Below are 22,428 nucleotides of genomic sequence, written 5' to 3'. Positions count from 1 at the left end.
TAATGTATATTTTTTGGATGTCAATAAAAGTATTATGTCAACAATATGAACTGTCACAAATCTTTATATATTATTGTGATTGATATCACATCACTTTTTTTCAATGGGTATTATGCTTAAGGTGTAATGAATGATTGGGAGAGGGTGGGATGATATGTTTTGTTATCAATGTGAACAAACGCCAACAGGCGGATGTAAAGTAATGGGTGTTTGTGGCAAGAATGAAACGATTGCGAGTTTACAAGATACGATTGTGTTTGGGCTAAAAGGAATTGCAGCTTATCGCACACATGCTGCTCAGCTAGGGTATACGGATGCATTTGTAGATGCTACAACACAAGAAGCTTTATATATGACATTAACAAATTCTAACTTTAACGAACAAGAGCATATTGATATGGCTATGAAAGTTGGGAAATCAGCTTTACGGGTGATGGAGTTATTGGATGAGGCACATACGAATCATTTTGGTGTGCCAGAGCCTGTACAAATTACACAAAATCGTGTAGAAGGTAAAGCAATTGTAGTTACGGGCCATAATTTATTTGCATTAGAAGAACTATTAAAGCAAACAGAAGGAAAAGACATTAATATTTATACGCATTCTGAAATGCTACCAGCACACGGATACCCGCAGCTGAAAAAATATAAACATTTAAAAGGAAACATCGGTAAGGCATGGTATGATCAAAGACGCCTTTTTGAAAAATTTACTGGTGCCATATTAGCTACAACGAACTGTGTTATGCCAATTAAAGGCTCGTACTCTGATCGATTCTTTTCATATGACATTGCAGGTTTAGAAGGTGTACAAAAAATTGAAAATGATGATTTTACACCATTGATTCAAAAAGCACTAGAACTTCCAGAAGTACATATGGAGTCGGATGAACAGTTAGTGACAGGGTTTCATCATAATACAGTATTATCATTAGCTCCAGAAATTATTGATGCAGTAAAAGAGGGGAAGATAAAGCGTTTCTTTGTTATCGCCGGTTGTGATGCACCGGGAAAAGGCGGAGAATATTATCGTGAATTAGCAACGTCACTTCCGCCAGAAACGGTTATTTTAACAACTTCTTGCGGGAAATTCCGCTTTAATGATGTGGATTACGGTGTTGTACCTGGTACGGAAATTCCGCGTTACATTGATTTAGGACAGTGCAATAATTCAATTTCTACAGTGAAAATAGCGGCTGCTTTAGCTGATGCTTTTCAATGTGAAGTGAATGAATTGCCAGTAAGTATTGTACTATCATGGTTTGAACAAAAAGCGGTTGCCATTTTACTAGGGCTATTTAGTCTTGGGATTCAAGATATTCGCATCGGTCCAAAGGCTCCTGAATTTATTTCACCTGGCGTGCTTGATGTATTACAAGAAACATTTGGTTTAAAACTAATTACAAATGCAGCAGAAGATATGGCTATGATGTTATCGTAATAAAAAATGATCTGTCTTATTAATAAGAAGAGCTAGCCATATTCATTAACTTTGGTATAGTATAGCGCCCCAAAATAAAAATGTAGAATTTTTGTTTTGGGGTATTTTCTTTTCTTAGTGGGATAGGTATGGGGCAAAATAAAAAAAGAAAATAGGCTGTATCGAATAGGTAATAGTTGATTTTAGAAAAAATATTAAAAATCGAGTTGACATCCATCACTACTTAGTCATACGATGTACTTGTAATAAGCAATACTGAGTAGTGTTGCTTCTCAAAATATTTTCAGTAGACAATAGGTAATAGCGGATTTTAGAAAAAATTTAAAAATCAGTTGACATCCATAACTACTTAGTCATACAATGTAGATGTAATAAGTGATACTGAATAGTTTGGATTCACAAAAACTGTTCAGTAAAAAATTCGCCTTAGTACTCTGTGATACTGAATATAAGTCAGACAGAATAGGGGGTAAAGGAGGATCAGGACATGGAAAATTTAACTGAAATGCTGAAAGGTTCACTGGAAGGGTGTGTACTGGAAATCATTAGTCGCCGTGAAACGTATGGCTATGAGATTACCCGCCACCTGAATGATCTTGGGTTTACCGAAGTTGTGGAAGGTACGGTGTATACCATCCTCGTACGATTAGAGAAGAAAAAGCTTGTGAATATTGAAAAGAAACCATCAGATATGGGACCGCCTCGTAAGTTTTATTCATTAAATGAAGAAGGCCGCCAGGAGCTTGAATTGTTTTGGAAAAAATGGGATTTTGTATCGTCAAAAATTAACGTCTTGAAGTCAAAATAGGTTCATAAGATAAAATGTTCCGGCCGATATTTTGAGAATTTCTTGTTCGGTTTTATAAAAAAGGAGGAAAATAAGATGTTAGAAATGTTCAAAAAGTTAATTGGTGATAAAAAAGAGTACAAAATGATGATGGCACGAGTTGAGGCTCTGCCAGAGGACTACCAATTTGTATTTAAGAAAATTCAAAACTACATGTGGAATTTTTCAGCGGGTAACGGGATGGATATGTTACACATACAGTATGAATTAATCGATTTGTTCGAAGCGGGTGCAGCGGAAGGAAGACAAGTGCTTGACATTACTGGGGATGACGTGGCTTCCTTTGCTGACGAACTAGTGGCAAATGCTAAAACTTACGTCTCCAAGTATCGTGAAGATTTGAATGAAAGTATTATGAAGAAATTGAGAAAAAAATAAATGGAATAAGTAGTACCGACTGATTAGCTGGTTACACATATGAATTGCCATCATAGCTATTCAGTTATATTTTTAACTTGGTACTAAGTAATACAGAATATCAGTGATACTAAATAGATAGAGGTAAATAAATAGTCTTCGCAAAACATTTTTATAGGGAGGAAAAAAGTATGAGTCATGCAGCGATTTCTGTAAAAGGCTTGAAAAAATCCTTTAAAGACAAGGAAGTTTTAAAAGGGGTAGATTTTGAGGTGCAGCGTGGAGAAATTTTCGCGCTGCTAGGCTCAAATGGAGCTGGAAAGACGACAACGGTTAACATCCTTTCGACGCTAATGAAGCAAGATAGCGGTGAAGTAAGTATTTGCGGATTTGATGTACAGCGTCAACCAGACCATGTTCGTCAAAGTATCAGTTTGACAGGGCAGTTCGCAGCTTTAGACGGTATGCTGACAGGGAGGGAAAACTTGATAATGATCGCCAAATTACGTGGTGTTTCCAATCCCGCTCAAGTTGCTGACAATCTACTTGCAAGATTTAGCCTGACTGATGCGGCAAACCAAAGGGCAGATCAGTATTCAGGCGGGATGAAGCGCCGGCTTGATATCGCGATGAGTTTGATTGGGGCGCCAGCAGTTATTTTTCTTGACGAACCAACGACTGGACTTGATCCTGAAGCGCGAATCGAAGTGTGGGATACAGTCAAGGAACTTGCTGGTAGCGGTACAACTATTTTGCTTACGACTCAGTACTTGGAGGAAGCAGAACAACTGGCAGACCGTATCGCTATTTTGCATGGCGGAAAAATTATTACGACAGGTACTCTTGCTGAACTAAAAGAGATGTTCCCGCCAGCAAAAGTGGAGTATATCGAGAAGCAACCGACATTGGAAGAAATATTCCTTGCGATCATTGGCAAAAAGGAGGAGATGTAAATGAAAAGTAAAACAGGTGTATTACTAGGTCGTTTAATGCGTAACATTATGCGCAGTCCGGATACAATTATTACAGTAGCGATTACACCGATTATGATGATGCTATTATTTGTCTACGTGTTTGGCGGCGCAATAAAAACTGGAACGGAAAACTACGTTAATTATTTATTGCCGGGAATTTTGCTAATGGCTATCGCATCCGGTGTAGCTTACACTTCCGTGCGACTCTTTACGGATGTAAAGAGTGGGCTGATGGCACGTTTCATTACGATGCCTATTAAGCGCTCATCGATATTGTGGGCTCACGTTCTAACCTCTCTGGTTGCTAATGTACTTACTATCGTGGTGGTTATTCTTGTTGCACTCTTAATGGGTTTCCGTTCCAGTGCTAATATTCTAGATTGGCTCGCGGTGGCTGGGATACTTGGGATGTTTACGCTGGCGCTAACATGGCTAGCTATCATTCCAGGATTGAAAGCGAGGTCTATGGAAGGGGCGACTGCTTACTCGTACCCGCTAGTTTTTCTTCCATTTATTAGTTCGGCCTTTGTGCCTACCGAAACGATGCCAAAAATTGTTCGTGCGTTTGCAGAGAATCAGCCTGTAACTTCAATCGTGAATGCGATTCGTGCTCTTTTATATGAAGGAACTGTTGGAAACGATATTTGGATTGCGCTCGCTTGGTGCGTAGGTATAATGGTCATCTCTTACTTTTTCGCCAGTAAAGCATTTAAACGTCAGTTAGGGTAAGAAACGTGATAAACGAAACCTTCAGGAATAATATATATTTAGAAAAGCACGGGAGATTTTCCGTGCTTTTATTATTTATCATGCTCTCATTGTAGTAAATGAAATGGTATTTAAAAATAGGATAATTATCCAGTGATAAAGCTTAATATTTGAGGCTCACTGCTTATGGAATGTATAAGCACACTCGTTTTTGTAAATCTGCTAATACTTCATCGGGTATTTCTTTGATTTTAATATCCTTCCCTAGAAAAAGCAGCCAATTTATTATTTCCGTCACTTCATCGGGATTGTTAACATTGATAAAAGTTTTTAAAATGGCTGTAGATTGGTAAGGATTAGTATAAGATATTGAAATTTTTAAAGGATGGTATTTTTTGAACTGGGCAATTGCTTTTGGTCCAAGTTCAAGTACCAAGTTGATTATTTCGTCCTTCTTACTTAGTTTTTCTAAAATCTTTTTCTTATTTAGCCTTTTGTTCGTCGTGTATGGTTCAATATTAATGAGATCATCGACAGGAAACATCATCTTCTTTTCTTTTTTTAAGTCAAATCCTTCAATGATCCAATGGCTTTTTTCTTGATAAAGGTGCAATAGATAAATTGGATAAGACTTGATTTCTTCATCTTCTTTCATAGTAATCAATAAATGGTTATCCAAAAGAAGGATTTGAATGAGTTTTTCTAACATAGGATGGGGGAGATCAGAAAGCTCAAGTAGATCGGGATTATGAGGGTTAGTCCCTTGGAAAAGCAAGAGTTGATTTAAAAGAACGAGATCATCTTGCTGGGTTTCTGAGATGAGTCCTAGTAGTTTTTCGGCTAAAGATTGACGACTCTTTAGGTAGGGAAGTTGTTGATTCCTCGTAGCCATAAAGGCAATAAAAAGAGCTTTCACTTCATTATCAGTAAAGCGAACAACGGGCAGGATAGAGTTGTGCATAACAAAATATCCCCCAGTCCTCCCAACTTCAGTGACAAGTGGCATTCCCATAGCTTCAATTTCTCTAATGTCTCTAATAGCTGTCGACCGTGATATGTTAAATTCTTGTATAATTTCAGAAATTGTAAAGTGAGAGCGGTTGTTGATATACCGCATAATTGTATTAATCCGTTCAACTTTTTTCATTTTAGTCTCCTAAACAGTATCATTTTTTGACATGGTTTAAAGGTATTATAAACGTATCAGATGAAAAGATAAATCGTTTGATTAATAAAAAAAGAGGCAGGTTTTGAACATGAAAAATTATACTATAGAAGAAAAAGATAGCTTTATAGTGTTAGGTATTGGAACTGAAATTAAGAGTGAATACACAGACTTTGCTGGAATAAATAAAGAAAAGGAAGACTTTTGGTCGGCTGTTAAAGAAGATGGAAGGCTGGACACTTTAAAAGCTTTAGCTACAAATGAATACATTTTTTCCGTGAGCGAAGCGGTGAATAACAAAATGATGTATTATGCGGGTGTCATGACAGAAGCACAAATAGAAGAAGAATCTAGAGTGATTCAGTTTCCGAGGGGAGAATACTTAGTAGTGAAAGGGGAAGACCAAACGGCTGAAGAGCTAAGTAATAAGCTTACTGGCATCGCCTTCGGTCAAGCTTTACCAGAAGCAAAGGATTTTGCCTATGTTGGTGGACCGAATACAACGGTTGAGATGGGGCAGAGAAATGGCTTAGTATTTGGTGAAATGTGGATTCCGGTTGTTAGGAAGTAAAGTGATAAAAGGTGCGAATATGGAAATTAGAGGCTAACGATCTTGTATTGTTGGCCTTTTTGAAATGAATATAATATTCATATACTGCTACACAGTATGTTCTGATAAAATGGAATAAAAGGGAATTCCTGTAAGGTGGTGGCGGATTGAATAAAAAAATATTATTTGAGCTATTCATAGTAACGTTTGTTTTTCTATTCCTTCATGTAAGTACATTTACTAATGAAAAATTTAACGATAAATTGGGATCTTTTACTTTCATTGTGCTACTTCTTATGCTTTCTATTTACACTGCATTTATAGAAAAGTATTTTGATGATATACAAAAGTGGATTCGAAATATTACATGTTGCTTTGCTTTATTCGTAGTGGTTTTAGTAGCTCTATGGATAGGTTATTTTTAGTCCTTACCTAAGAGAATGAGAAATATGTGATTACACTACATTCGATTCGATACTATTACTTAGTTGCATCGGTTTATATTAATTTTTTCTCTCCCCAATCAGGATAAAATGTACAATAGGAAATTTTATGTAAGATAAAGAAGGAAGGTTTATGGTGAGCCTGAGTACTTTGCTAGCTTTTGCGCTTGTTTCACTTAGTATGGTGAGCCTATTTTGATTTATCTTATTTCTCATTCCATTACGTAGGGGCGTATGGCAGGATTTATTTTTTTTATTGAGCATCATGCTTGGATTTGTAATTCATATAAATGAAGCAACTTTAGTATTCACTCAAAAATCCATTGTCTATGAAACAACTAGATTTGTAAACGGCTTTAATAGAAAGATGTCTATTGTATTTTTTGCGGCAAGATTAAATAGCTTTTTTGTTACTTTACAATAAAGTATACTTAATATCAGTAATTCATGTAATTAGGGGTGGTTTCTATATTTAGAGAAAATACAAAAAGGATACTTCTGTCATTAGTAACAAATCCAATACTAATAATTGTATATGGGATTTTTTGTTATGAGTTGGCCTTATACTGTAAGTACGGAAGAATGAATTATAATATTTACATTTTGTTATTATGTATAGTACTTTTTATATCCATAACTACATTTACTACAATGCGGGTGATAAAAAATAGAGAATATGAATCTAAAAAATTAACAAATTCAATAGCATGGAGATCCATTTCTATTATCATTATTGTTGCAATTACATCATTTTATGGGATGCAGATTTATAAAAGTGCAATAAATTACAATGGTAAATTGGCATGGTTTATAGAAAAGTTAAAACATGAAAGGTCAGTTAAACTTAAACATAATAATATATATAAGTCTGGAGTAGAAGGTATTTTTGAAGATATAAATAAAAAATATCCTTTGCCAAAGAAATTGTATATGGCAACTGATTTTGATCTTACATTTCATTCAGATGGAACAATCACAGCGTTTGATACATTTGTTTATGGGAAAAATGATGATGGGAAAGAAGAAACTTATTTAATCTCTTATAATAAGAAGAAGTCAGAAGATATTACTATAATACGAGACGGATACGCAAAGCCTGATTATAATGATGATAAATTAGTAGAACCTTTAATTGAAACGGTTAAGGCGATTCCAGTTAAGCAAACGGTTAGAAAATGGAATGAAAGTAAGTATGGGTTGATTTATTATGGAAAAAGAAATTGGGGATCCAATACAGAGGGAATTATTAATATTACTGAGGATGGTAAGGGGCAGAGTCTTAAAAAAGCAGCTTCTGATATCATTGGATATACTGTATCTATATTTGTCCCTGGAAAAGAGCAAGAGCTAGTCCCTGCTAGATATAATTTAATAAGTGACGCAAGTTGGAGTAAATCAAAGACGCCTCCAAAAGAAGATATGCTTAAAGAGAAGAAACAACAAGATTTAAAGAATGAAAAAGAACAGTTTTTCCTATCGAAAGAAGTTGGTTATCAACTAAATATGACAGATAAAGCATTAGGGAGCGCCTTTTATTCATTAAGCAAGACTAGTGATGAAGGGAAAACATGGGAGGTTATCAATCCAGATCCATTTAATGGGGGGATTGGTAGTGTATCAGGAATCACTTTTATAAATGATAAACTTGGGTTTTTAGGAGCAATTAGGCCTTCTGGTAATGAAGGAGAGTTATATCGCACAGATGATGGGGGAGTATCTTTCAAAAAGGTAGAATATCCGCCGCATGAAGTGAAATTAGATCATACACAGTCCACAATAAGTCCTTTTGATTCACCTAGTATGCCATATGAGAAAGATGGGGTTTTTAATATGTTAGTTGGACAAGGGGCAGATGGAGACTACAATGGCGATAGTAGTGCACTTTATCAATCAAAAGATAACGGAGAGACATGGGAATTTGTAGAAGAAGTGAAAAAGAAATAATCAGAATTTTTTTGGGGAAATAAGGTAACTACTCAGCTATACATTTTATTTAGAAGTTTGGTAAGGGGTATAATTCCAGCCATGAAGATAAAAATGGACCTATGCCTCGCTGCCTTTCTTTGTTTTATTTCTTATGCTTACTATCAACGCTATATATAGAAAGGTATTTTGGTGATATACAAAAGTGGATTCGAAATATCACATGTTGTTTAGCTTTATTTGTAGTGGTTTTAGTAGCTCTATGGACAGGGTACTCTTAGATCCTTACTTAAGAGAATGAGAAGTATGTGATTACAATACATTCGATCCGATACTATTACTTAGCTGCATCGTTTTATATTAATCTTTTCTCTCCTCAATTATGATAAAATGTACAATAGGAAATTTTATGTAAAATAAAGGGGGAAGGTTTATGGTCAGCTTGAGTACATTGGTAGCTTTTGCAATTGTCTCGCTTAGCATGGTTTGTTCACCTGGGCCTAATATGATTTACCTCATTTCCCGTTCCATTACGCAAGGACGTATGGCGGGATTTATTTCTTTATTGGGCATCATGCTCGGATTTGTAATCTATATAATCGCAACTATGTTTGGACTTACAGTTCTATTCGTTGCTGTTCCCGCTGTATATGAAGCAGTAAAGTGGGCAGGTGCTGCTTACTTGCTCTGGCTCGCCTGGAATTCGATTAAACCGGGTGCTACATCTATTATGGAACCTCGTATGATTTCTAATGAGCCACCAAGGAAATTATTTCTGATGGGACTCATGACGAATCTTCTGAATCCAAAGATTGCTATTTTGTATGTATCACTTCTACCTCAATTTGAAGATCCAGAGAAGGGATCGTTGCTTTTTCAAGGTGCAGTTTTGGGGCTTACGCAAATCACTGTTAGCTTTATAGTTAACCTTGTAATTGTATGTACAGCAAGTAGAATTGCAAAATGGTTTGGCACACGCCCGACGTGGCTACGAGTACAGCGTTGGCTTATGGCAAGTGTTTTAACGGGGCTTGCTGTACGTCTTGCTTTTGAACGTCGACAGTAAGAGCCTCTTTACCGTCAGTTTCTATAATATAACCTAATAAATATTAATATAATTTATGTATAGTAGATATTTACCTTATAAAATAAGGGGGGAATATTATGACTGAGACAAACGAATCTTCAGGAGTTAATTTGAAAAAAGATGTGAAGTTTTCTATTATAATTCCTGCGCATAATGAAGAAAAGTACATTAGAAAATGTTTAGATTCAATTGCAAAGGCATCAGAGGCATATAAAGAGCAAACGGAAGTTATAGTTGTTTTAAATCGTTGTACAGATAAAACAGAGGAAATAGCAAAATCTTATAATTGTGTTACATTGAAAAATAACGATAAAAACTTATCTAAAATTCGAAATGCAGGGGCTAAAATAGCTAGTGGAGAAATAATCGTTACTATAGACGCTGATACCATAATGACAGAGTCTATGTTGTTTAATGTAGATAAATATTTAGCTTCAGGTACATACATTGGTGGTGGGGTGAATGGTAAGTTTGAAAGAATATCTTTAGGAATATTTCTCTCCGCAATGTTAATCATAATCCCCTTACTTTTTAAGTACGGAGCTATATCTGTAGGGATTTTTTGGTGCTATAGAAAAGATTTTATGGCAATCAACGGATTTAATGAAAACATGCTTATGGCAGAAGATGCAGATTTCGCTAAACGTTTAAAAGAGTGGGGAAAGAAAAATAATAAGAAATTCGGTACTATTAAAAATGGAATGATAACTTCATGCAGAAGATTTGATACATATGGAGACTGGACTTTACTTAAAAATCCAAAAGTAATTTTAGCTTATCTAAAAGGAAATGATAGAAAATACGCAGATAAGACATATTATGATAACCAAGAAAGATAAAAATGGAGAAAATCAGAAGAGGATAGCTAGTACTTTTTTAGATATAATGAGAATCCAACTTAATTTAATAGATATTATAAGAAAACCATCAATTTGATTATCTTTTTTCAAATTGATGGTTTTTATTTTTGAAATAAATATGTATTTTTTTATGAAAATATTTTTTGACCCCCATAAAACTATGTATTCCTCCGAATATGTATAGTGAAGAAAATAAATAGAAGAAAAATGACTATGAAAGAATATAGAAGCATTAATAAAATTACTAGATTAAGTGGGCATCCAAAGTAAAAGGATGAAATTACCAATTATATAGAGGAGAGTTATTCAAGGATTGCAGATAAAATAGAAAGAGAATAAGCAAAACGAACGGTAGAAAATAAGAAAGTAGATAAAAATACAAACTTAACTGTAGTGCCGAGAGAAAAGGAAAAATCATTAAGAAAACGTTAGACTCTAAAAATATAACTAACAGCAAGAAAACAAGACCGAAGAAAAGTACCAAGAAAATCTGGTTAAATGGTCACTTGTGTAGTGGCCATTTTGCTATTTGAAGGAGGCTGGGAGATTACAAGTGTTGAGTTTAGTAATGAAGATCTTAAGAAAACCGAAAATAGAAGATATCGTATGTAACATACAAAACAACGAAGAAGATAAAGAAGCGTTTATCGTACAGTATCAGCCTTTTATTAGAAAATCAATCTCATCTGTCTGCCGCCGATATATTACAGAACAGGATGATGAATATAGCATTGGATTGTTTGCGTTTAACGAAGCAATTGAACAGTATTCCTATACAAAAGGAAAATCCTTTTTAGCGTTTGCTGATCTTCTTATAAAAAGAGATGTAATTGACTATATACGTAAGGAGTCTAAACATAACTTTGTCTTTTTAAAAGAAGATGAGCAAGAGGAAATGTTAGAAATGCAAGTGTCGCTTACGGAGTATATGAAAGAGATGGAAAATAGTAACCGTAAGGAGGAAATTCTTCATTTTCAAAGTGTGCTAGCTGAGTTTAAAATCACATTCTCAGAGCTTGCTAAAGAATCTCCTAAGCATCGTGATACGCGTGAGCACTTAATAGAAATTGTAAAAATTATTATAAAAGAAGAGGAAATGATGGAAGAGCTGTTCCGAAAGAAAAAGTTACCGCTTAAACATATTGAACCGCGTGTTAGGGTAAGTCGTAAAACGTTGGAACGACATAGAAAATACATTATTGCAATGTGTATTATTTTTGCAAACAACTATACATATATTCTGGATTACATAAGAGGGGAAAAGCATGATGAATAAAGGAATTGTGATGGATATAAAAAAGCATAGCGTAGTTGTTTTAACACCAAATGGAGAGTTTATTACGTGTAAAAGAAAAGGGGATTCTTGCATGATCGGGGAGGAAATCTCATTTGATGAGCAAGAAAAAAAAGCATCGCATTTTTCGATCCCTTCCTTTTTAAAACCTGCATCAATACTTGTTGCTTGTTTTCTATTTGCAGTGCTGTTTTTCTACAACCAACCAGAAGAAAAAGTATTTGCTTACGTCTCAGTTGATATAAATCCAAGTTTAGAGGTGAGCGTAACGAAGGATTTTCGTGTTATAGATTTACAGGCTTGTAATGATGATGGAAGGCGTATTTTAAAAGAATTGAAGCAATGGGAAAATAAACAATTACAAGAAGTAATACGTACTATTATAAAGCAAAGTCAAGAGGATAAGTATTTAACGAATGATAAGCAAGTTATGCTAACAGCAGTTGCAAAGGACAAGGCACTAGAACCACTTTTGGAAAAGGCAATGAAAGAATTAAAGAAAGAATATGAGCTAAAACATATTACAGTTGAATATCAAAGTAGCACGATGCAAGTACGAGAGAATGCTAGAAAAGCTGGAATTGGCACAGGTGTTTATATAAAGCAAGAGAATGAGAAGAACAAATCGCTTACTCCTCCTGCCACGCCGTCTAATCCGGTGGAAAACGAAGAAGAGGTGCAATCACAGCCGGAGTCATCTCATGATGCATCACTGGATTTGTCTCCTGTAAAAGAAAAAAAATATGAAAAGCAAGAGCAGAAAGAACAAAAGAAAACAGAGGAACAGCCATCGAAGCAAATAAAAGAAAACAATGGAAGAGGATCTCAGCAAGAAAATAGAGGGAATCAACAGGAGAATAAAAGTAGAGAATCTCAACAAGGAAATAATGGGAATCAGCAAGGGAACAATGGAAGAGGATCACAACAAGGGAATAATGGAAATGGGCAAGGGAACAACGGAAGAGGATCACAACAAGGGAATAATGGAAATGGGCAAGGGAACAACGGAAGAGGATCACAACAAGGGAATAATGGAAATGGGCAAGGGAACAACGGAAGAGGATCACAACAAGGGAATAATGGAAATGGGCAAGGGAACAACGGAAGAGGATCACAACAAGGGAATAATGGGAACGAGCAAGGGAACAACGGAAGAGGATCACAACAAGGAAATAATGGGAACGAGCAAGGGAACAACGGAAGAGGGTCACAACAAGGGAATAATGGAAATGGGCAAGGGAACAATGGAAGAGATCCTCAACAAGGAAATAATGGGAATCAGCAAGGGAACAACGGAAGAGAATCTCAACAAGGAAATAATGGGAATCAGCAAGGGAACAATGGAAGAGGATCCCAGAAAGAAAATGACGGAAACGAGCAAGGGAATAATGGTAGGGGGTCTCAACAAGAAAATAGAGGCCACCAGCAAGGGAATGAAAAGAAGAATCAATAGAATATGGAAGTGAGAGATTCATTTTAAAGCTAAAAGGATTTCTCTCGCTATTGTGGGCAGTAAAACTCCCATCTCAAAATTTGGCTGGGGCAAAGAAGTTAGGTGGGAGTTGGGCTGCTTGTAAATGTCCAATTGATGAGAGCTGATTAAAGTTACACTTTATTATTTTATAGTTCTATTAAGAAGGAGTATGTGAAAAATATAATGGAGAAAAACATTCAACAAGAGAAAGATAAAGAAAAACCTGTTTTTTATGATCCGAAAGGAAGGAGAAACATAGCCTTTATTTCGTTTCTATGTATCTCAATAGTTAGTGTAAGTGTTGTATTTTATTTTTTCTTTCAAAGTATTTTTTCAACACCAGAAATTCCAAATATGAATACCGCTGTACAACAAGATACTAAACTTGTACCAATTAATCAAAAACTTAGTGATCAGCAGTTAAAGAAGGAAGAATTTAACCCAAATACCGAAACGAAGGATAATGAAAATTTAGTGAATCCGCCGAAGGATAGTAAACAACCTAAAGAAGTGTATGGTTTTTATGTAAACTGGGATGAAAATAGTACCGCTTCTTTAAAAGAAAATATCGATTCCTTAACTACGTTAGTACCAGAGTGGTATCATTTAAAAGCAGATTTAACGATTAGAAGTGAGATCAAACCTGAGATAGTAAAGTTGGCAGAAAAAAATCAAGTGAAGATTATGCCTTTGCTTACTAACTATACTGAGGAAGCTTCTGGTCCTGATAGTGGGCTAATTCATAAGTTACTGAATTCCTCAAATGATGTAAAGACAAAGTTTATTAATGATTTAGTAAGCCAAGTTAAAAAGAATCATTTTTCAGGAATTAATATTGACTTTGAGGCCGTACCTGAAAGTGATAGAGAAAACTTAACAAATTTTATGAAAGAACTTACTACGGAATTTCATCAACATGATTTGCTCGTTACACAAGATGTTCCAGCTAATGATAAGGCTTTTGATTATAGTGCGTTAGCAAAAATAATAGATCGAATGATTGTAATGATGTACGATGAGCACTATGGAGCCGGGGAACCAGGACCAATTGCTTCAAATAAATGGTTCCAACATACATTGAAAGAACTGAATATTCCGTCTAATAAGCTTATAGTTGCTTTCGGTAACTATGGATATGATTGGCAAGTAAATAGTAAAGAAGCTGCGAAGTCTTTAACTTTCTCAGAAGTTATGGCAATGGCTCATGATTCAAATATGAAAATTCAATGGGATAAAATGAGTGGAAACCCTTATTTTAGGTATAAAACAGAAGGGAAAGAACATACTGCTTGGTTCTTAGACGGTGTAACTCTTTATAATCAAGTGAAAATCGCAATGGACAATAATGCAAAGGGATTTGCGTTATGGAGACTAGGAGCAGAAGACCCTACAATATGGAAAGTTTTAAAAAATCCGATTGAGGCACAAAAAAATCCTAATGTATTACATAAAATCAATAGTTTAGATGAAGTAAATTATTCTGGACAAGGTGAAATTTTACAGATTGAGAATGAAAGAAAAAATGGATTGAGAGATTTTAAAGTAGGCAAAGATGGTTACCTTACAGATGAAGTATATCAATCCTTACCATCTGCATATGAAGTGCAACGATATGGAAAACCAAATGGGAAACAAGTAGTATTAACATTTGATGATGGACCAGACCCGAAATATACGCCAGAAATTTTAGATATATTAAAAGAGAATCAAATAAAAGCTGCTTTTTTTGTACTTGGTGAAAACGCACAACTAAATACTAGTATTGTAAAAAGAATATACGATGAAGGGCATGAAATTGGCAATCATACTTTCAAGCATCCTAACATAGCTGATACGTCTTTACTACGAACGAAAGTAGAACTTAATACGACGCAACGTTTAATTCAGGAAGTAACTGGACATTCTACGGTTTTATTTAGACCGCCATATGAAGCGGATGCTAACCCGGATTCATCAAATGAAATATTGCCTATTTTACGTGCACAAAATATGAACTATACAATGGTAGCGGAAAAAGTTGATCCCGAAGACTGGGCAACACCATCAACAAATGAATTAGTAAAGCGTGCTCTTAATCCCATTTATAAGGGAGAGGGAAATATTATTCTTCTCCATGATGCGGGAGGGAATCGTACACATACAGTAGAGGCGCTCCCAATCATTATTAAAGACCTAAAAAAGCATGGATATAGTTTTGTAACAATTTCAGATTTAATGAATAAAGAACGAGATGAAATTATGCCTCCTGTTTCTTCTGAGGGGAAGCAATATTTACTTTACAATAAAGCTGTCTTTTCAGGAGCTGGATATTTTAAGCATATATTAACAACTATTTTTTATATTGCTATTGGATTAGGGATTTTTCGATTTTTATTCTTAATTTATTTTGCCTGGAAGCAGAAAAGAAAAACGTTATCTCGCTATATTAATTCGTCCTATCAACCTTTTGTTAGTGTTGTCATAGCAGCATATAATGAAGAAAAGGTGATAGCCAAGACGATTCACTCAATTTTGAATAGTAATTATAGAGAATTTGAAGTTATTGTTGTGGATGACGGATCGACAGATGGTACGTCAAAAGTAATGAAAGAAACATTTTATAAACACCCTAAAGTTCGTTTCATTCAGAAAGAAAATGGCGGGAAATCATCGGCAATGAACCTAGGGTTTCAACAATCGCGAGGAGAAATCATTGTCACTTTAGATGCGGATACTATTATTGCGCAAGACGCTATTTCTTTAATGGTTAGACACTTTGAAGATCAGAATGTAGCTGCAGTTTCAGGTAATGTCAAAGTGGGGAATAGACGGAATTTGTTAACTACTTGGCAACATGTTGAGTATATTACAGGGTTTAATTTAGAACGTAGAGCTTTTGATGAGTTAAATTGTATTACAGTAGTTCCAGGAGCTATTGGGGCGTGGCGCAAGAAGAATGTAGTTGAATCTGGATATTTAAGCGAAGATACATTAGCAGAAGATACCGATCTTACTATTACATTTTTACGTCAAGGGCATAGAATTGTATATGAAGAAAAAGCGCATGCTTTTACGGAATCACCTGAGGATGTGAAAAGTCTCATTAAACAGCGATATCGTTGGTCATATGGTACACTTCAATGTCTTTGGAAACATCGAAAAGCGTTGTGTAATTCAAAACATAAAACGTTAGGGTTTATTGCACTGCCTAACATGTGGTTATTCCAATATGTTCTGCAATTCATTGCTCCTTTTGCAGATATATTAATGATTATAGGACTATTTAGTAGTAATCCGCTAAAAGTTTTAGGATTTTATTTTGTATTCTTTTTAATGGATCTTCTCGCTTCTCTGTTCGCATTTAAATTAGAGGAAGAAAATCCGAAACCATTAGTATGGTTAATTTTACAACGTTTTATTTATCGTCAATTTATGACTTATGTTGTCATTAAATCTATATTCTCATCGCTTCGAGGAGTAGCGGTAGGGTGGAATAAACTAAAGAGACTGGGGAGTGTTAAACATTCCACGGAACATAAGGAGGCATCATAAAAGAGCGGACTATCTGCTCTTTTTTTCATTGATTTTAGTTAGTTGAATGTAGAGTTGTAGCATAAAAACTGCTGCTTCTATAACGAAATTCCTATTCACCATTAATAGTGAGACATTATGTTAAGCTAATCCTTTAGTTTCGGATTAAAGTTTTTTTATATTTTTTTAAAATGACGGACACAAAAACGCATATACCTTCGAATTATATATATGGATAACATAAATATGTATATAAAAGGGGAGAAATAAGATGAAAGAAAAAAAAGAAATGTTTCAAGAAATCGCTGAGGTGTTAAAGGTATTGGCGCATCCAGTTCGTCTATCTTTAGTAAAAATAATGCTTGCAAAAGGTCCTACTAATGTAACAACAATGTATGGGGATTTACAAATGCCTCAAAGTACAATTAGTCAACATTTATCTAAACTAAAAGCTGCTAAAATGGTTACAGGTACTCGGAAAGGATTAGAAATTTATTATGAGGTAACTGACAATCGTACAAAATCAATATTAGCATGTTTAGTTTAAATACATACTTCTATTTCAAAATAAAAAACGCTATTCTTTTCTATGATTTTACAGAGAGAATAGCGTTTTTTATTTTTAAGGAGTATCTTTTTATATGCCTATAGAATGGAGTGAAAGGTTTATGGGTTTAAATGTACCTACTATTACCTTAGATTCTAATGCGTCTAATAATGAAAAAATTCTCGGTTTAGGGGTGCTTCTTTATAGCTTACGTACAATTGAGATTAGAAAAAGTAGAGCGAGCGCTTAATGAGGCGGAAGTAGTGTTTATATGCGAAACTTTATAGAAATCTCATTTTTCTAATTGTATCTTTTTAGATTGATGGATGTGGGGTCACGTCCATCAATCTAAGAAAACAAGTTAGCTAAAAAATGATGAAAATAAACTTTATAGAAATAAAAAATATGAACGTAGAGGATTAAACAAAGTATATAGTGCTTTTTTAGTCATGTAATCTTTTAATCTGATGATCTTTTCCCCATTCAAACAGATCATTCATTATTTGCATTAAAGATTTTCCGTATTCACTTATGGTGTACTCAACCTTTGGTGGTACTTCTTGATATACGGTACGATAGATAATCCCATCAGCTTCAAGTTGCCGAAGTTGTTGTGTAAGAACCTTTTGTGTAATGTTTGGGATTTCTCGTTTAATTTCATTTGTTCGCATTTTTCCATCCGACAAAATACATAAAATATGAACTTTCCATTTTCCACCGATTACATCGAGTGTTGTTGCAATTGGGCAATCATCATTTTGATTCATATAACACCTCCAAAGGTACTTCAAGGTTCCTATAGTACCTGAAAGTACGTACTTTTCAATTATATGTAACTCATTCATACTAATACGTAAAGGATTGATTAATTTATAAAGGGGCTGGAAAATGATGAGAACACTTGTAATTGTAGCACACCCTCATATTGAAAAATCAAAAATTAATAAAAGATGGATAGAAGAACTTGAGAAACATTCAGATGAAATTACGGTGCATGAATTATATAAGGTGGCACCAAATTGGGAGTTTAATATTGAACAAGAGCAAAAGTTATTAGTAGAACATGACAGATATATATTTCAATTTCCGCTTTACTGGTACAGCTCACCACCATTATTAAAAAAATGGTTCGATGATGTATTAACATATGGATTTGCGTACGGATCACAAGGAGATAAAGTGAAGGGGAAAGAATTTGGTGTAGCTATTTCTATAGGTGGATTAGAAAAAGATTATGAAAATAGTGGGATTACAATGGATGAGTTGACGAAACCATTCCAAGCTACATGCCTATATACAGGTATGGAATTTATACCTTCCTTTTATTTATATGGTGCAGAATATAAACTAAGTGATGAAGAGATTGATAAAAGTGCACCTGAGTATGTGCAATATGTAATGAACAAGAAGTATTCTAATATATAATGAAAAATAGCCATTTACTTGTGAAGTAAATGGCTATTTTATATTCTTCTTATATTCACTAAGTTTAATCTTTAGTAAATTAATAGTTAATCTGGTAAAATAAAAAACCTAACATATATAAAGGGGAGTTTTACTTGAGAACGATGCGACAATTATTACAAAAGAGAGCAATGCAGTCACCAAATTTGGAAGCGCTTGTAGGAGGGAAGAAAAGATATTCGTTTCAGCAATATAATGAACGAGTAAATCAGCTTGCACATTATTTGTTACATAATGGTGTGCAAAGAGGAGATCGTATAGGAATACTATGCAAAAATAATCACCCATTTCCAAGTGTTATGATGGCAAGTTTAAAAATTGGAGCGGTATTTATTCCGCTAAATCATCAGCTTACTGTATATGAATTAGAAACGATTGTAAAAGAAGCGAAATTAAAAGTGTTAGTTATTGATGAAGAATTTAGTGAAGTGTTATTAAATGTTGATGCTGTTAAAGAAATTCCTTATGTAATTCAAACGACAAAAGAAGGTTTTGGTTCATTTGAATTAGAGCTGCAAAAACAGCCAACGACAGAACCGAACGTAGAAGTTCATGAAGAAGACGACGCCATTTACTTATTTACTTCAGGAACGACTGGACAGGCGAAAGCATGTGTAATTGGACATAAAAACTTACATCACTATTTTGCTGAAATTGCGGGACAAAGAGAAATCCCAGCAGGTGAACGCTTTTTATCTGTGCATCCATTGTTCCATATGAGTGGCGTGCTTTCTATTTTAAATTGTATTTATCATGGCGTTACGATGATTTTCTTAGCTGATTCGAATCCTGCTATTATTTGGGATAAGATTGAAGAAGAGAAAATTACTACGATGCTTGCGTTCCCTGCTGTTTATAGTTACATGCTTGATGAATTAAATAAAAAAGAACGTAATATTTCAACCTTTAAAGTAGCACAAAGCGGTGGTACAAAAGTGCCAGAAATACTCATTCAAAAATATATGGAAAAAGGAATATATATGGTGCAAGGTTATGGTAGTACAGAAGGTTGGGTTGTAACCTCATGGCATCCAATGATGGGAAAAGAAAAGATGTCTTCTGTAGGAAAAACCTTAAAAAATGTAGAGGTGAAAATTGTTCATCCGGAAACAGGACATGAACTAACAACAAATGAAGTTGGAGAGATTCATGTGAAAAGTCCATACATGTTTAAAGGGTATTGGAATAATGAAAAGGCGACAAAGAAGGTAGTAAAAGATAACTGGTTTAACATGGGTGATGCTGGCATGATAGATGACGACGGATTCCTGCATATTATGGGAAGATATAAAGACGTTATTATACGCGGTGGTGACAATGTATATCCAGATCAAGTAGAAGATGTTATTCATGAAATACATGGTGTTTTAGAAGTTGCAGTAGTTGGAGTTCTAGATGACTTTTGGGGAGAGGTTCCAAGAGCTTTCATTGTGAAGGATAGCGAAACAATATTAACAGAAGAAAGTATTACTCAGTATTGTAAACAGAAATTAGCCAGTTACAAAATACCAGAAGTGGTATTCATAGATGAGTTACCGAAAAATGCTTTAGGAAAAGTGTTGAAGAGGGAATTACGAGATGTAGTTCTTGTGAAATAGAAAATTATGAAACGATGGAGAACCCAGTTATGTATAAAGCATGACTGGGTTTTTATGTATCAAAAACATAATAATTTACTAGATTTTGTATTTTGTGTAAGATAATAAAGAATATTCAATTAATAATTCGAGGGATGAAATTAAATGAAGCTACCGTTATTAGAAGTAGAGACGGATAGACTCATTATCCGTCCATTTCAAAAAGATGATTACGAAAGTTGGTTAGATGGATTTAATAAGAGACTGCCATCGCAGTATAAATATGACGATGGCTATCAAGTTATGGCATCGTCAACAAAAGAATGGTTCACGGAATGGATAAGAGGCTTTGATGAAGCAGCACATCGAGATGAGATGTATGTATTAGGTATTTTTCGTAAAGAAGACGGAGCTAATATTGGAAAGCTAGAGCTAATAAAAATTTTACGTATGGATTATCAGTGGGCAATGATGGGCTACTCTATTCATAATCAATATTGGAAAAATGGATATGGGGTAGAAAGTGTAAACGCTACGTTATCGTTATTTTTTAATAGCCTTAATTTTCATAGAATCGAATTACATATACATGTTGATAATGAGCCATCAGTGCGTCTTGCGGAAAGCGCAGGCTTTTCATTTGAATGCAAGAGAGAGGCGTTTTCATTAGAGAATGGTAAGTGGATGGATTTTCTTATTTATTATAAAAATAAGGAGATGAATATATGAGAGTGTTTATTACAGGTGGCAGCCGCGGTTTAGGGTTACAGTTAGTAAAAGTATTTCATGAAAATGGGCATATTGTTTATCCGTTAGTTAGAACTGAGGTTGCGGTAACGCAATTGAAGCAAATGTTTAGTGGTAGATGTTTTCCTATATTGGCAGACTTATCGGCTGATGAGAGTACGGAGCAAATTAAGAAGCAGCTTGAGGAATATACAGAGTATGTTGATCTAGTTATAAATAACGCTGGCATTACTGGGAAGGAGACTGAGATTTTACATACAAATTCAGAAGAATTAACAGACTTATTTAATATTCATTGCTTAGGTGTAATTCGGGCTGTAAAAGGTACATATGTGGCGTTAGCTAAATCGGATCATCCGAGAATAATAAATGTGTCCTCTCGATTAGGATCATTACATAAAATGGCGAACAAAGAGTTTCCGCAAGGTCAGTTCTCATATTCATATCGAATTGCTAAAGCTGCACAAAATATGTTAACACTCTGCTTACAACAAGAGTTTGAGAATAAAAGAATTCGTGTAACTGCCATTCACCCAGGAAAATTAAAAACTGATATTGGTGCCTTTGATGCGAATATGACTCCGGCTGAAGGAGCAAAAAATATATATGATTGGGTAATAGATTCAAATGAGGATATTTCAGGGAAGTTTATTGAGCCTGGTGTAGGGGAATTGAAGTGGTGATATACGATCTTGCAATCATTCAGAATCTATTTGGCCCTTCTAAAAAAGTATTAAATGGCTTACCAAATGCAGTAACGATTGAAGAAATAGAAGAAGATGTTTTGTATAACGTACAAACATATAAAGAAAAGATAAGTAGATTTGAAGAGGTTTGTTTTAATTGGGAGTTAAAAAGAGCAAGTATTGTATTAAACAAAAGGTTTAGTAGTTATAACTCAAGTGTGAAAGTGTTACTTGATGTCGGTTTTTCTTTGTATGCCGCAAAGATAGAAGTATGTAGAGAATTGAACAATGTAGAAGAGCTTGAAAGACAATATACATATCGATCAATAGCAGAAGGAACGTTATCGGAAAAAGAATTTAAATATATTTGGGAACAATGTATGTCGGGTTCAGGGAATCAAACTTCAATTTTAACTATCGATGAACATTTTTATTCCGTGCAAACAGAGTTAGGTAAGGGGTGGGAAAAGTCATGTATTGTTTTTTATGATAAAACTGAGCCAATTGGTCTGTCCATACCGCATATAGAAACTGGAACAGAAAGTGAAGGACGATTATTTTACTTTGGAGTAATGCCTTATTATCGCGGGAAAGGAGTTGCTTCTCATATGCATCTTCAATCTTTACATATGTTAAAGGAAATGGGGGCTACTTATTACATCGGAAGCACGCATACTTCAAATGAAAAGATGCAGAGGATATTTTGGAGAAATAATTGTTCGATGAAAACGAAGACAGAGCTTTATTATAAAATTTTTAAAGTAGATTAGGAGA

22 protein-coding genes and 1 pseudogene are annotated in these 22,428 nt (G+C 34.7%); 21 read left to right on the top strand and 2 right to left on the bottom strand.

Annotation, left to right across the window (positions count from 1 at the left end):
• Nucleotides 1-154 precede the first annotated feature (154 nt).
• The 5 genes from hcp to CQ064_RS17960 all read left to right on the top strand — a co-directional run bounded on the left by hcp (nucleotide 155) and on the right by CQ064_RS17960 (nucleotide 4,348).
• Nucleotides 155-1,441, top strand: a complete 1,287-nt coding sequence (gene hcp / locus CQ064_RS17980; RefSeq protein ID WP_002094103.1) for a hydroxylamine reductase — start codon at nucleotides 155-157, stop codon at nucleotides 1,439-1,441.
• 487 nt (nucleotides 1,442-1,928) lie between these two features.
• The gene (locus tag CQ064_RS17975) at nucleotides 1,929-2,249 is read left to right on the top strand and encodes a PadR family transcriptional regulator (RefSeq protein WP_000429488.1); all 321 of its coding nucleotides are present in this window, start codon (nucleotides 1,929-1,931) and stop codon (nucleotides 2,247-2,249) included.
• A gap of 75 nt (nucleotides 2,250-2,324) precedes the next feature.
• Entirely contained in the window at nucleotides 2,325-2,666 is a 342-nt protein-coding gene (locus tag CQ064_RS17970; protein WP_000891986.1) for a DUF1048 domain-containing protein, read from the top strand.
• A gap of 170 nt (nucleotides 2,667-2,836) precedes the next feature.
• Complete coding sequence (locus CQ064_RS17965; protein ID WP_000017471.1) at nucleotides 2,837-3,598, top strand: ABC transporter ATP-binding protein; 762 nt, start codon at nucleotides 2,837-2,839, stop codon at nucleotides 3,596-3,598.
• Nucleotides 3,599-4,348: an ABC transporter permease gene (locus CQ064_RS17960; RefSeq protein WP_000837816.1), complete on the top strand. Its 750-nt coding sequence runs from the start codon at nucleotides 3,599-3,601 to the stop codon at nucleotides 4,346-4,348. It begins immediately after the preceding gene.
• A gap of 163 nt (nucleotides 4,349-4,511) precedes the next feature.
• On the opposite strand, the gene CQ064_RS17955 is transcribed toward CQ064_RS17960, so the two are convergent.
• Nucleotides 4,512-5,474 (bottom strand): helix-turn-helix transcriptional regulator, encoded by a 963-nt coding sequence (locus CQ064_RS17955; RefSeq protein WP_000755025.1) that lies wholly within the window; start codon nucleotides 5,472-5,474, stop codon nucleotides 4,512-4,514.
• Nucleotides 5,475-5,583: 109 nt separating this feature from the next.
• Between CQ064_RS17955 and CQ064_RS17950 the strand changes: the two genes are divergently transcribed.
• The 11 genes and pseudogenes from CQ064_RS17950 to CQ064_RS33645 all read left to right on the top strand — a co-directional run bounded on the left by CQ064_RS17950 (nucleotide 5,584) and on the right by CQ064_RS33645 (nucleotide 17,430).
• Nucleotides 5,584-6,063 (top strand): GyrI-like domain-containing protein, encoded by a 480-nt coding sequence (locus CQ064_RS17950; RefSeq protein ID WP_000801042.1) that lies wholly within the window; start codon nucleotides 5,584-5,586, stop codon nucleotides 6,061-6,063.
• 146 nt (nucleotides 6,064-6,209) lie between these two features.
• Nucleotides 6,210-6,467, top strand: coding sequence for a DUF3963 domain-containing protein (locus tag CQ064_RS17945; protein WP_001035058.1), 258 nt, complete (start codon nucleotides 6,210-6,212; stop codon nucleotides 6,465-6,467).
• Between the two features lie 477 nt (nucleotides 6,468-6,944).
• Nucleotides 6,945-8,429 (top strand): WD40/YVTN/BNR-like repeat-containing protein, encoded by a 1,485-nt coding sequence (locus tag CQ064_RS17935; RefSeq protein WP_080546067.1) that lies wholly within the window; start codon nucleotides 6,945-6,947, stop codon nucleotides 8,427-8,429.
• 106 nt (nucleotides 8,430-8,535) lie between these two features.
• Nucleotides 8,536-8,689: pseudogene (locus CQ064_RS17930) on the top strand (DUF3963 domain-containing protein); the annotation flags it as partial.
• A 152-nt stretch (nucleotides 8,690-8,841) separates the two neighbouring features.
• The gene (locus CQ064_RS17925; protein WP_000254113.1) at nucleotides 8,842-9,474 is read left to right on the top strand and encodes a LysE family translocator; all 633 of its coding nucleotides are present in this window, start codon (nucleotides 8,842-8,844) and stop codon (nucleotides 9,472-9,474) included.
• Nucleotides 9,475-9,572: 98 nt separating this feature from the next.
• The gene (locus CQ064_RS17920; protein WP_000141007.1) at nucleotides 9,573-10,334 is read left to right on the top strand and encodes a glycosyltransferase family 2 protein; all 762 of its coding nucleotides are present in this window, start codon (nucleotides 9,573-9,575) and stop codon (nucleotides 10,332-10,334) included.
• Between the two features lie 574 nt (nucleotides 10,335-10,908).
• On the top strand, nucleotides 10,909-11,631 hold the full coding sequence (gene sigI / locus CQ064_RS17915) for an RNA polymerase sigma factor SigI (RefSeq protein WP_002082432.1): 723 nt from the start codon (nucleotides 10,909-10,911) through the stop codon (nucleotides 11,629-11,631).
• Nucleotides 11,621-13,102: an anti-sigma factor domain-containing protein gene (locus CQ064_RS17910; protein ID WP_105559680.1), complete on the top strand. Its 1,482-nt coding sequence runs from the start codon at nucleotides 11,621-11,623 to the stop codon at nucleotides 13,100-13,102. Before sigI ends, CQ064_RS17910 begins: the two co-directional genes overlap by 11 nt.
• Nucleotides 13,103-13,306: 204 nt before the next feature.
• Nucleotides 13,307-16,654 (top strand): trifunctional glycoside hydrolase family 18/polysaccharide deacetylase/glycosyltransferase family 2 protein, encoded by a 3,348-nt coding sequence (locus CQ064_RS17905; protein ID WP_000414287.1) that lies wholly within the window; start codon nucleotides 13,307-13,309, stop codon nucleotides 16,652-16,654.
• A gap of 250 nt (nucleotides 16,655-16,904) precedes the next feature.
• Complete coding sequence (locus CQ064_RS17900) at nucleotides 16,905-17,180, top strand: ArsR/SmtB family transcription factor (protein WP_000660066.1); 276 nt, start codon at nucleotides 16,905-16,907, stop codon at nucleotides 17,178-17,180.
• A gap of 94 nt (nucleotides 17,181-17,274) precedes the next feature.
• On the top strand, nucleotides 17,275-17,430 hold the full coding sequence (locus tag CQ064_RS33645) for a hypothetical protein (RefSeq protein WP_014482089.1): 156 nt from the start codon (nucleotides 17,275-17,277) through the stop codon (nucleotides 17,428-17,430).
• 193 nt (nucleotides 17,431-17,623) lie between these two features.
• Here CQ064_RS33645 and CQ064_RS17895 read toward each other — a convergent pair whose 3' ends face one another.
• Complete coding sequence (locus CQ064_RS17895; protein ID WP_001072958.1) at nucleotides 17,624-17,947, bottom strand: winged helix-turn-helix transcriptional regulator; 324 nt, start codon at nucleotides 17,945-17,947, stop codon at nucleotides 17,624-17,626.
• Nucleotides 17,948-18,071: 124 nt separating this feature from the next.
• Between CQ064_RS17895 and CQ064_RS17890 the strand changes: the two genes are divergently transcribed.
• From CQ064_RS17890 to CQ064_RS17870, 5 genes are all read left to right on the top strand, one after another.
• On the top strand, nucleotides 18,072-18,605 hold the full coding sequence (locus CQ064_RS17890) for an NAD(P)H-dependent oxidoreductase (protein ID WP_002164479.1): 534 nt from the start codon (nucleotides 18,072-18,074) through the stop codon (nucleotides 18,603-18,605).
• A gap of 143 nt (nucleotides 18,606-18,748) precedes the next feature.
• Nucleotides 18,749-20,242, top strand: a complete 1,494-nt coding sequence (locus CQ064_RS17885; RefSeq protein WP_003271117.1) for a class I adenylate-forming enzyme family protein — start codon at nucleotides 18,749-18,751, stop codon at nucleotides 20,240-20,242.
• 144 nt (nucleotides 20,243-20,386) lie between these two features.
• The gene (locus CQ064_RS17880; RefSeq protein WP_000775343.1) at nucleotides 20,387-20,950 is read left to right on the top strand and encodes a GNAT family N-acetyltransferase; all 564 of its coding nucleotides are present in this window, start codon (nucleotides 20,387-20,389) and stop codon (nucleotides 20,948-20,950) included.
• Entirely contained in the window at nucleotides 20,947-21,651 is a 705-nt protein-coding gene (locus CQ064_RS17875; RefSeq protein ID WP_001263474.1) for an SDR family NAD(P)-dependent oxidoreductase, read from the top strand. The genes CQ064_RS17880 and CQ064_RS17875 overlap by 4 nt, the downstream gene beginning before the upstream one ends.
• Nucleotides 21,648-22,424 (top strand): GNAT family N-acetyltransferase, encoded by a 777-nt coding sequence (locus tag CQ064_RS17870; protein ID WP_000638686.1) that lies wholly within the window; start codon nucleotides 21,648-21,650, stop codon nucleotides 22,422-22,424. Before CQ064_RS17875 ends, CQ064_RS17870 begins: the two co-directional genes overlap by 4 nt.
• Nucleotides 22,425-22,428: the final 4 nt, after the last annotated feature.

The organism is Bacillus sp. MYb78 (assembly GCF_002975115.1).
Lineage (GTDB): Bacteria > Bacillota > Bacilli > Bacillales > Bacillaceae_G > Bacillus_A > Bacillus_A cereus.
Note: the sequence above shows the minus strand (reverse complement) of the source record. Positions and strands in the feature narration are given on the sequence as shown.

Excerpts from the sequence above, each read along its gene's own strand:
- hcp (WP_002094103.1), top strand. The coding sequence starts at position 155 with ATGTTTTGTTATCAATGTGAACAAACGCCAACAGGCGGATGTAAAGTA.
- CQ064_RS17975 (WP_000429488.1), top strand. The coding sequence starts at position 1,929 with ATGGAAAATTTAACTGAAATGCTGAAAGGTTCACTGGAAGGGTGTGTA.
- CQ064_RS17970 (WP_000891986.1), top strand. The coding sequence starts at position 2,325 with ATGTTAGAAATGTTCAAAAAGTTAATTGGTGATAAAAAAGAGTACAAA.
- CQ064_RS17965 (WP_000017471.1), top strand. The coding sequence starts at position 2,837 with ATGAGTCATGCAGCGATTTCTGTAAAAGGCTTGAAAAAATCCTTTAAA.
- CQ064_RS17960 (WP_000837816.1), top strand. The coding sequence starts at position 3,599 with ATGAAAAGTAAAACAGGTGTATTACTAGGTCGTTTAATGCGTAACATT.
- CQ064_RS17955 (WP_000755025.1), bottom strand. The coding sequence starts at position 5,474 with ATGAAAAAAGTTGAACGGATTAATACAATTATGCGGTATATCAACAAC.
- CQ064_RS17950 (WP_000801042.1), top strand. The coding sequence starts at position 5,584 with ATGAAAAATTATACTATAGAAGAAAAAGATAGCTTTATAGTGTTAGGT.
- CQ064_RS17925 (WP_000254113.1), top strand. The coding sequence starts at position 8,842 with ATGGTCAGCTTGAGTACATTGGTAGCTTTTGCAATTGTCTCGCTTAGC.
- CQ064_RS17920 (WP_000141007.1), top strand. The coding sequence starts at position 9,573 with ATGACTGAGACAAACGAATCTTCAGGAGTTAATTTGAAAAAAGATGTG.
- CQ064_RS17910 (WP_105559680.1), top strand. The coding sequence starts at position 11,621 with ATGATGAATAAAGGAATTGTGATGGATATAAAAAAGCATAGCGTAGTT.
- CQ064_RS17905 (WP_000414287.1), top strand. The coding sequence starts at position 13,307 with ATGGAGAAAAACATTCAACAAGAGAAAGATAAAGAAAAACCTGTTTTT.
- CQ064_RS17900 (WP_000660066.1), top strand. The coding sequence starts at position 16,905 with ATGAAAGAAAAAAAAGAAATGTTTCAAGAAATCGCTGAGGTGTTAAAG.
- CQ064_RS33645 (WP_014482089.1), top strand. The coding sequence starts at position 17,275 with ATGCCTATAGAATGGAGTGAAAGGTTTATGGGTTTAAATGTACCTACT.
- CQ064_RS17895 (WP_001072958.1), bottom strand. The coding sequence starts at position 17,947 with ATGAATCAAAATGATGATTGCCCAATTGCAACAACACTCGATGTAATC.
- CQ064_RS17890 (WP_002164479.1), top strand. The coding sequence starts at position 18,072 with ATGAGAACACTTGTAATTGTAGCACACCCTCATATTGAAAAATCAAAA.
- CQ064_RS17885 (WP_003271117.1), top strand. The coding sequence starts at position 18,749 with ATGCGACAATTATTACAAAAGAGAGCAATGCAGTCACCAAATTTGGAA.
- CQ064_RS17880 (WP_000775343.1), top strand. The coding sequence starts at position 20,387 with ATGAAGCTACCGTTATTAGAAGTAGAGACGGATAGACTCATTATCCGT.
- CQ064_RS17875 (WP_001263474.1), top strand. The coding sequence starts at position 20,947 with ATGAGAGTGTTTATTACAGGTGGCAGCCGCGGTTTAGGGTTACAGTTA.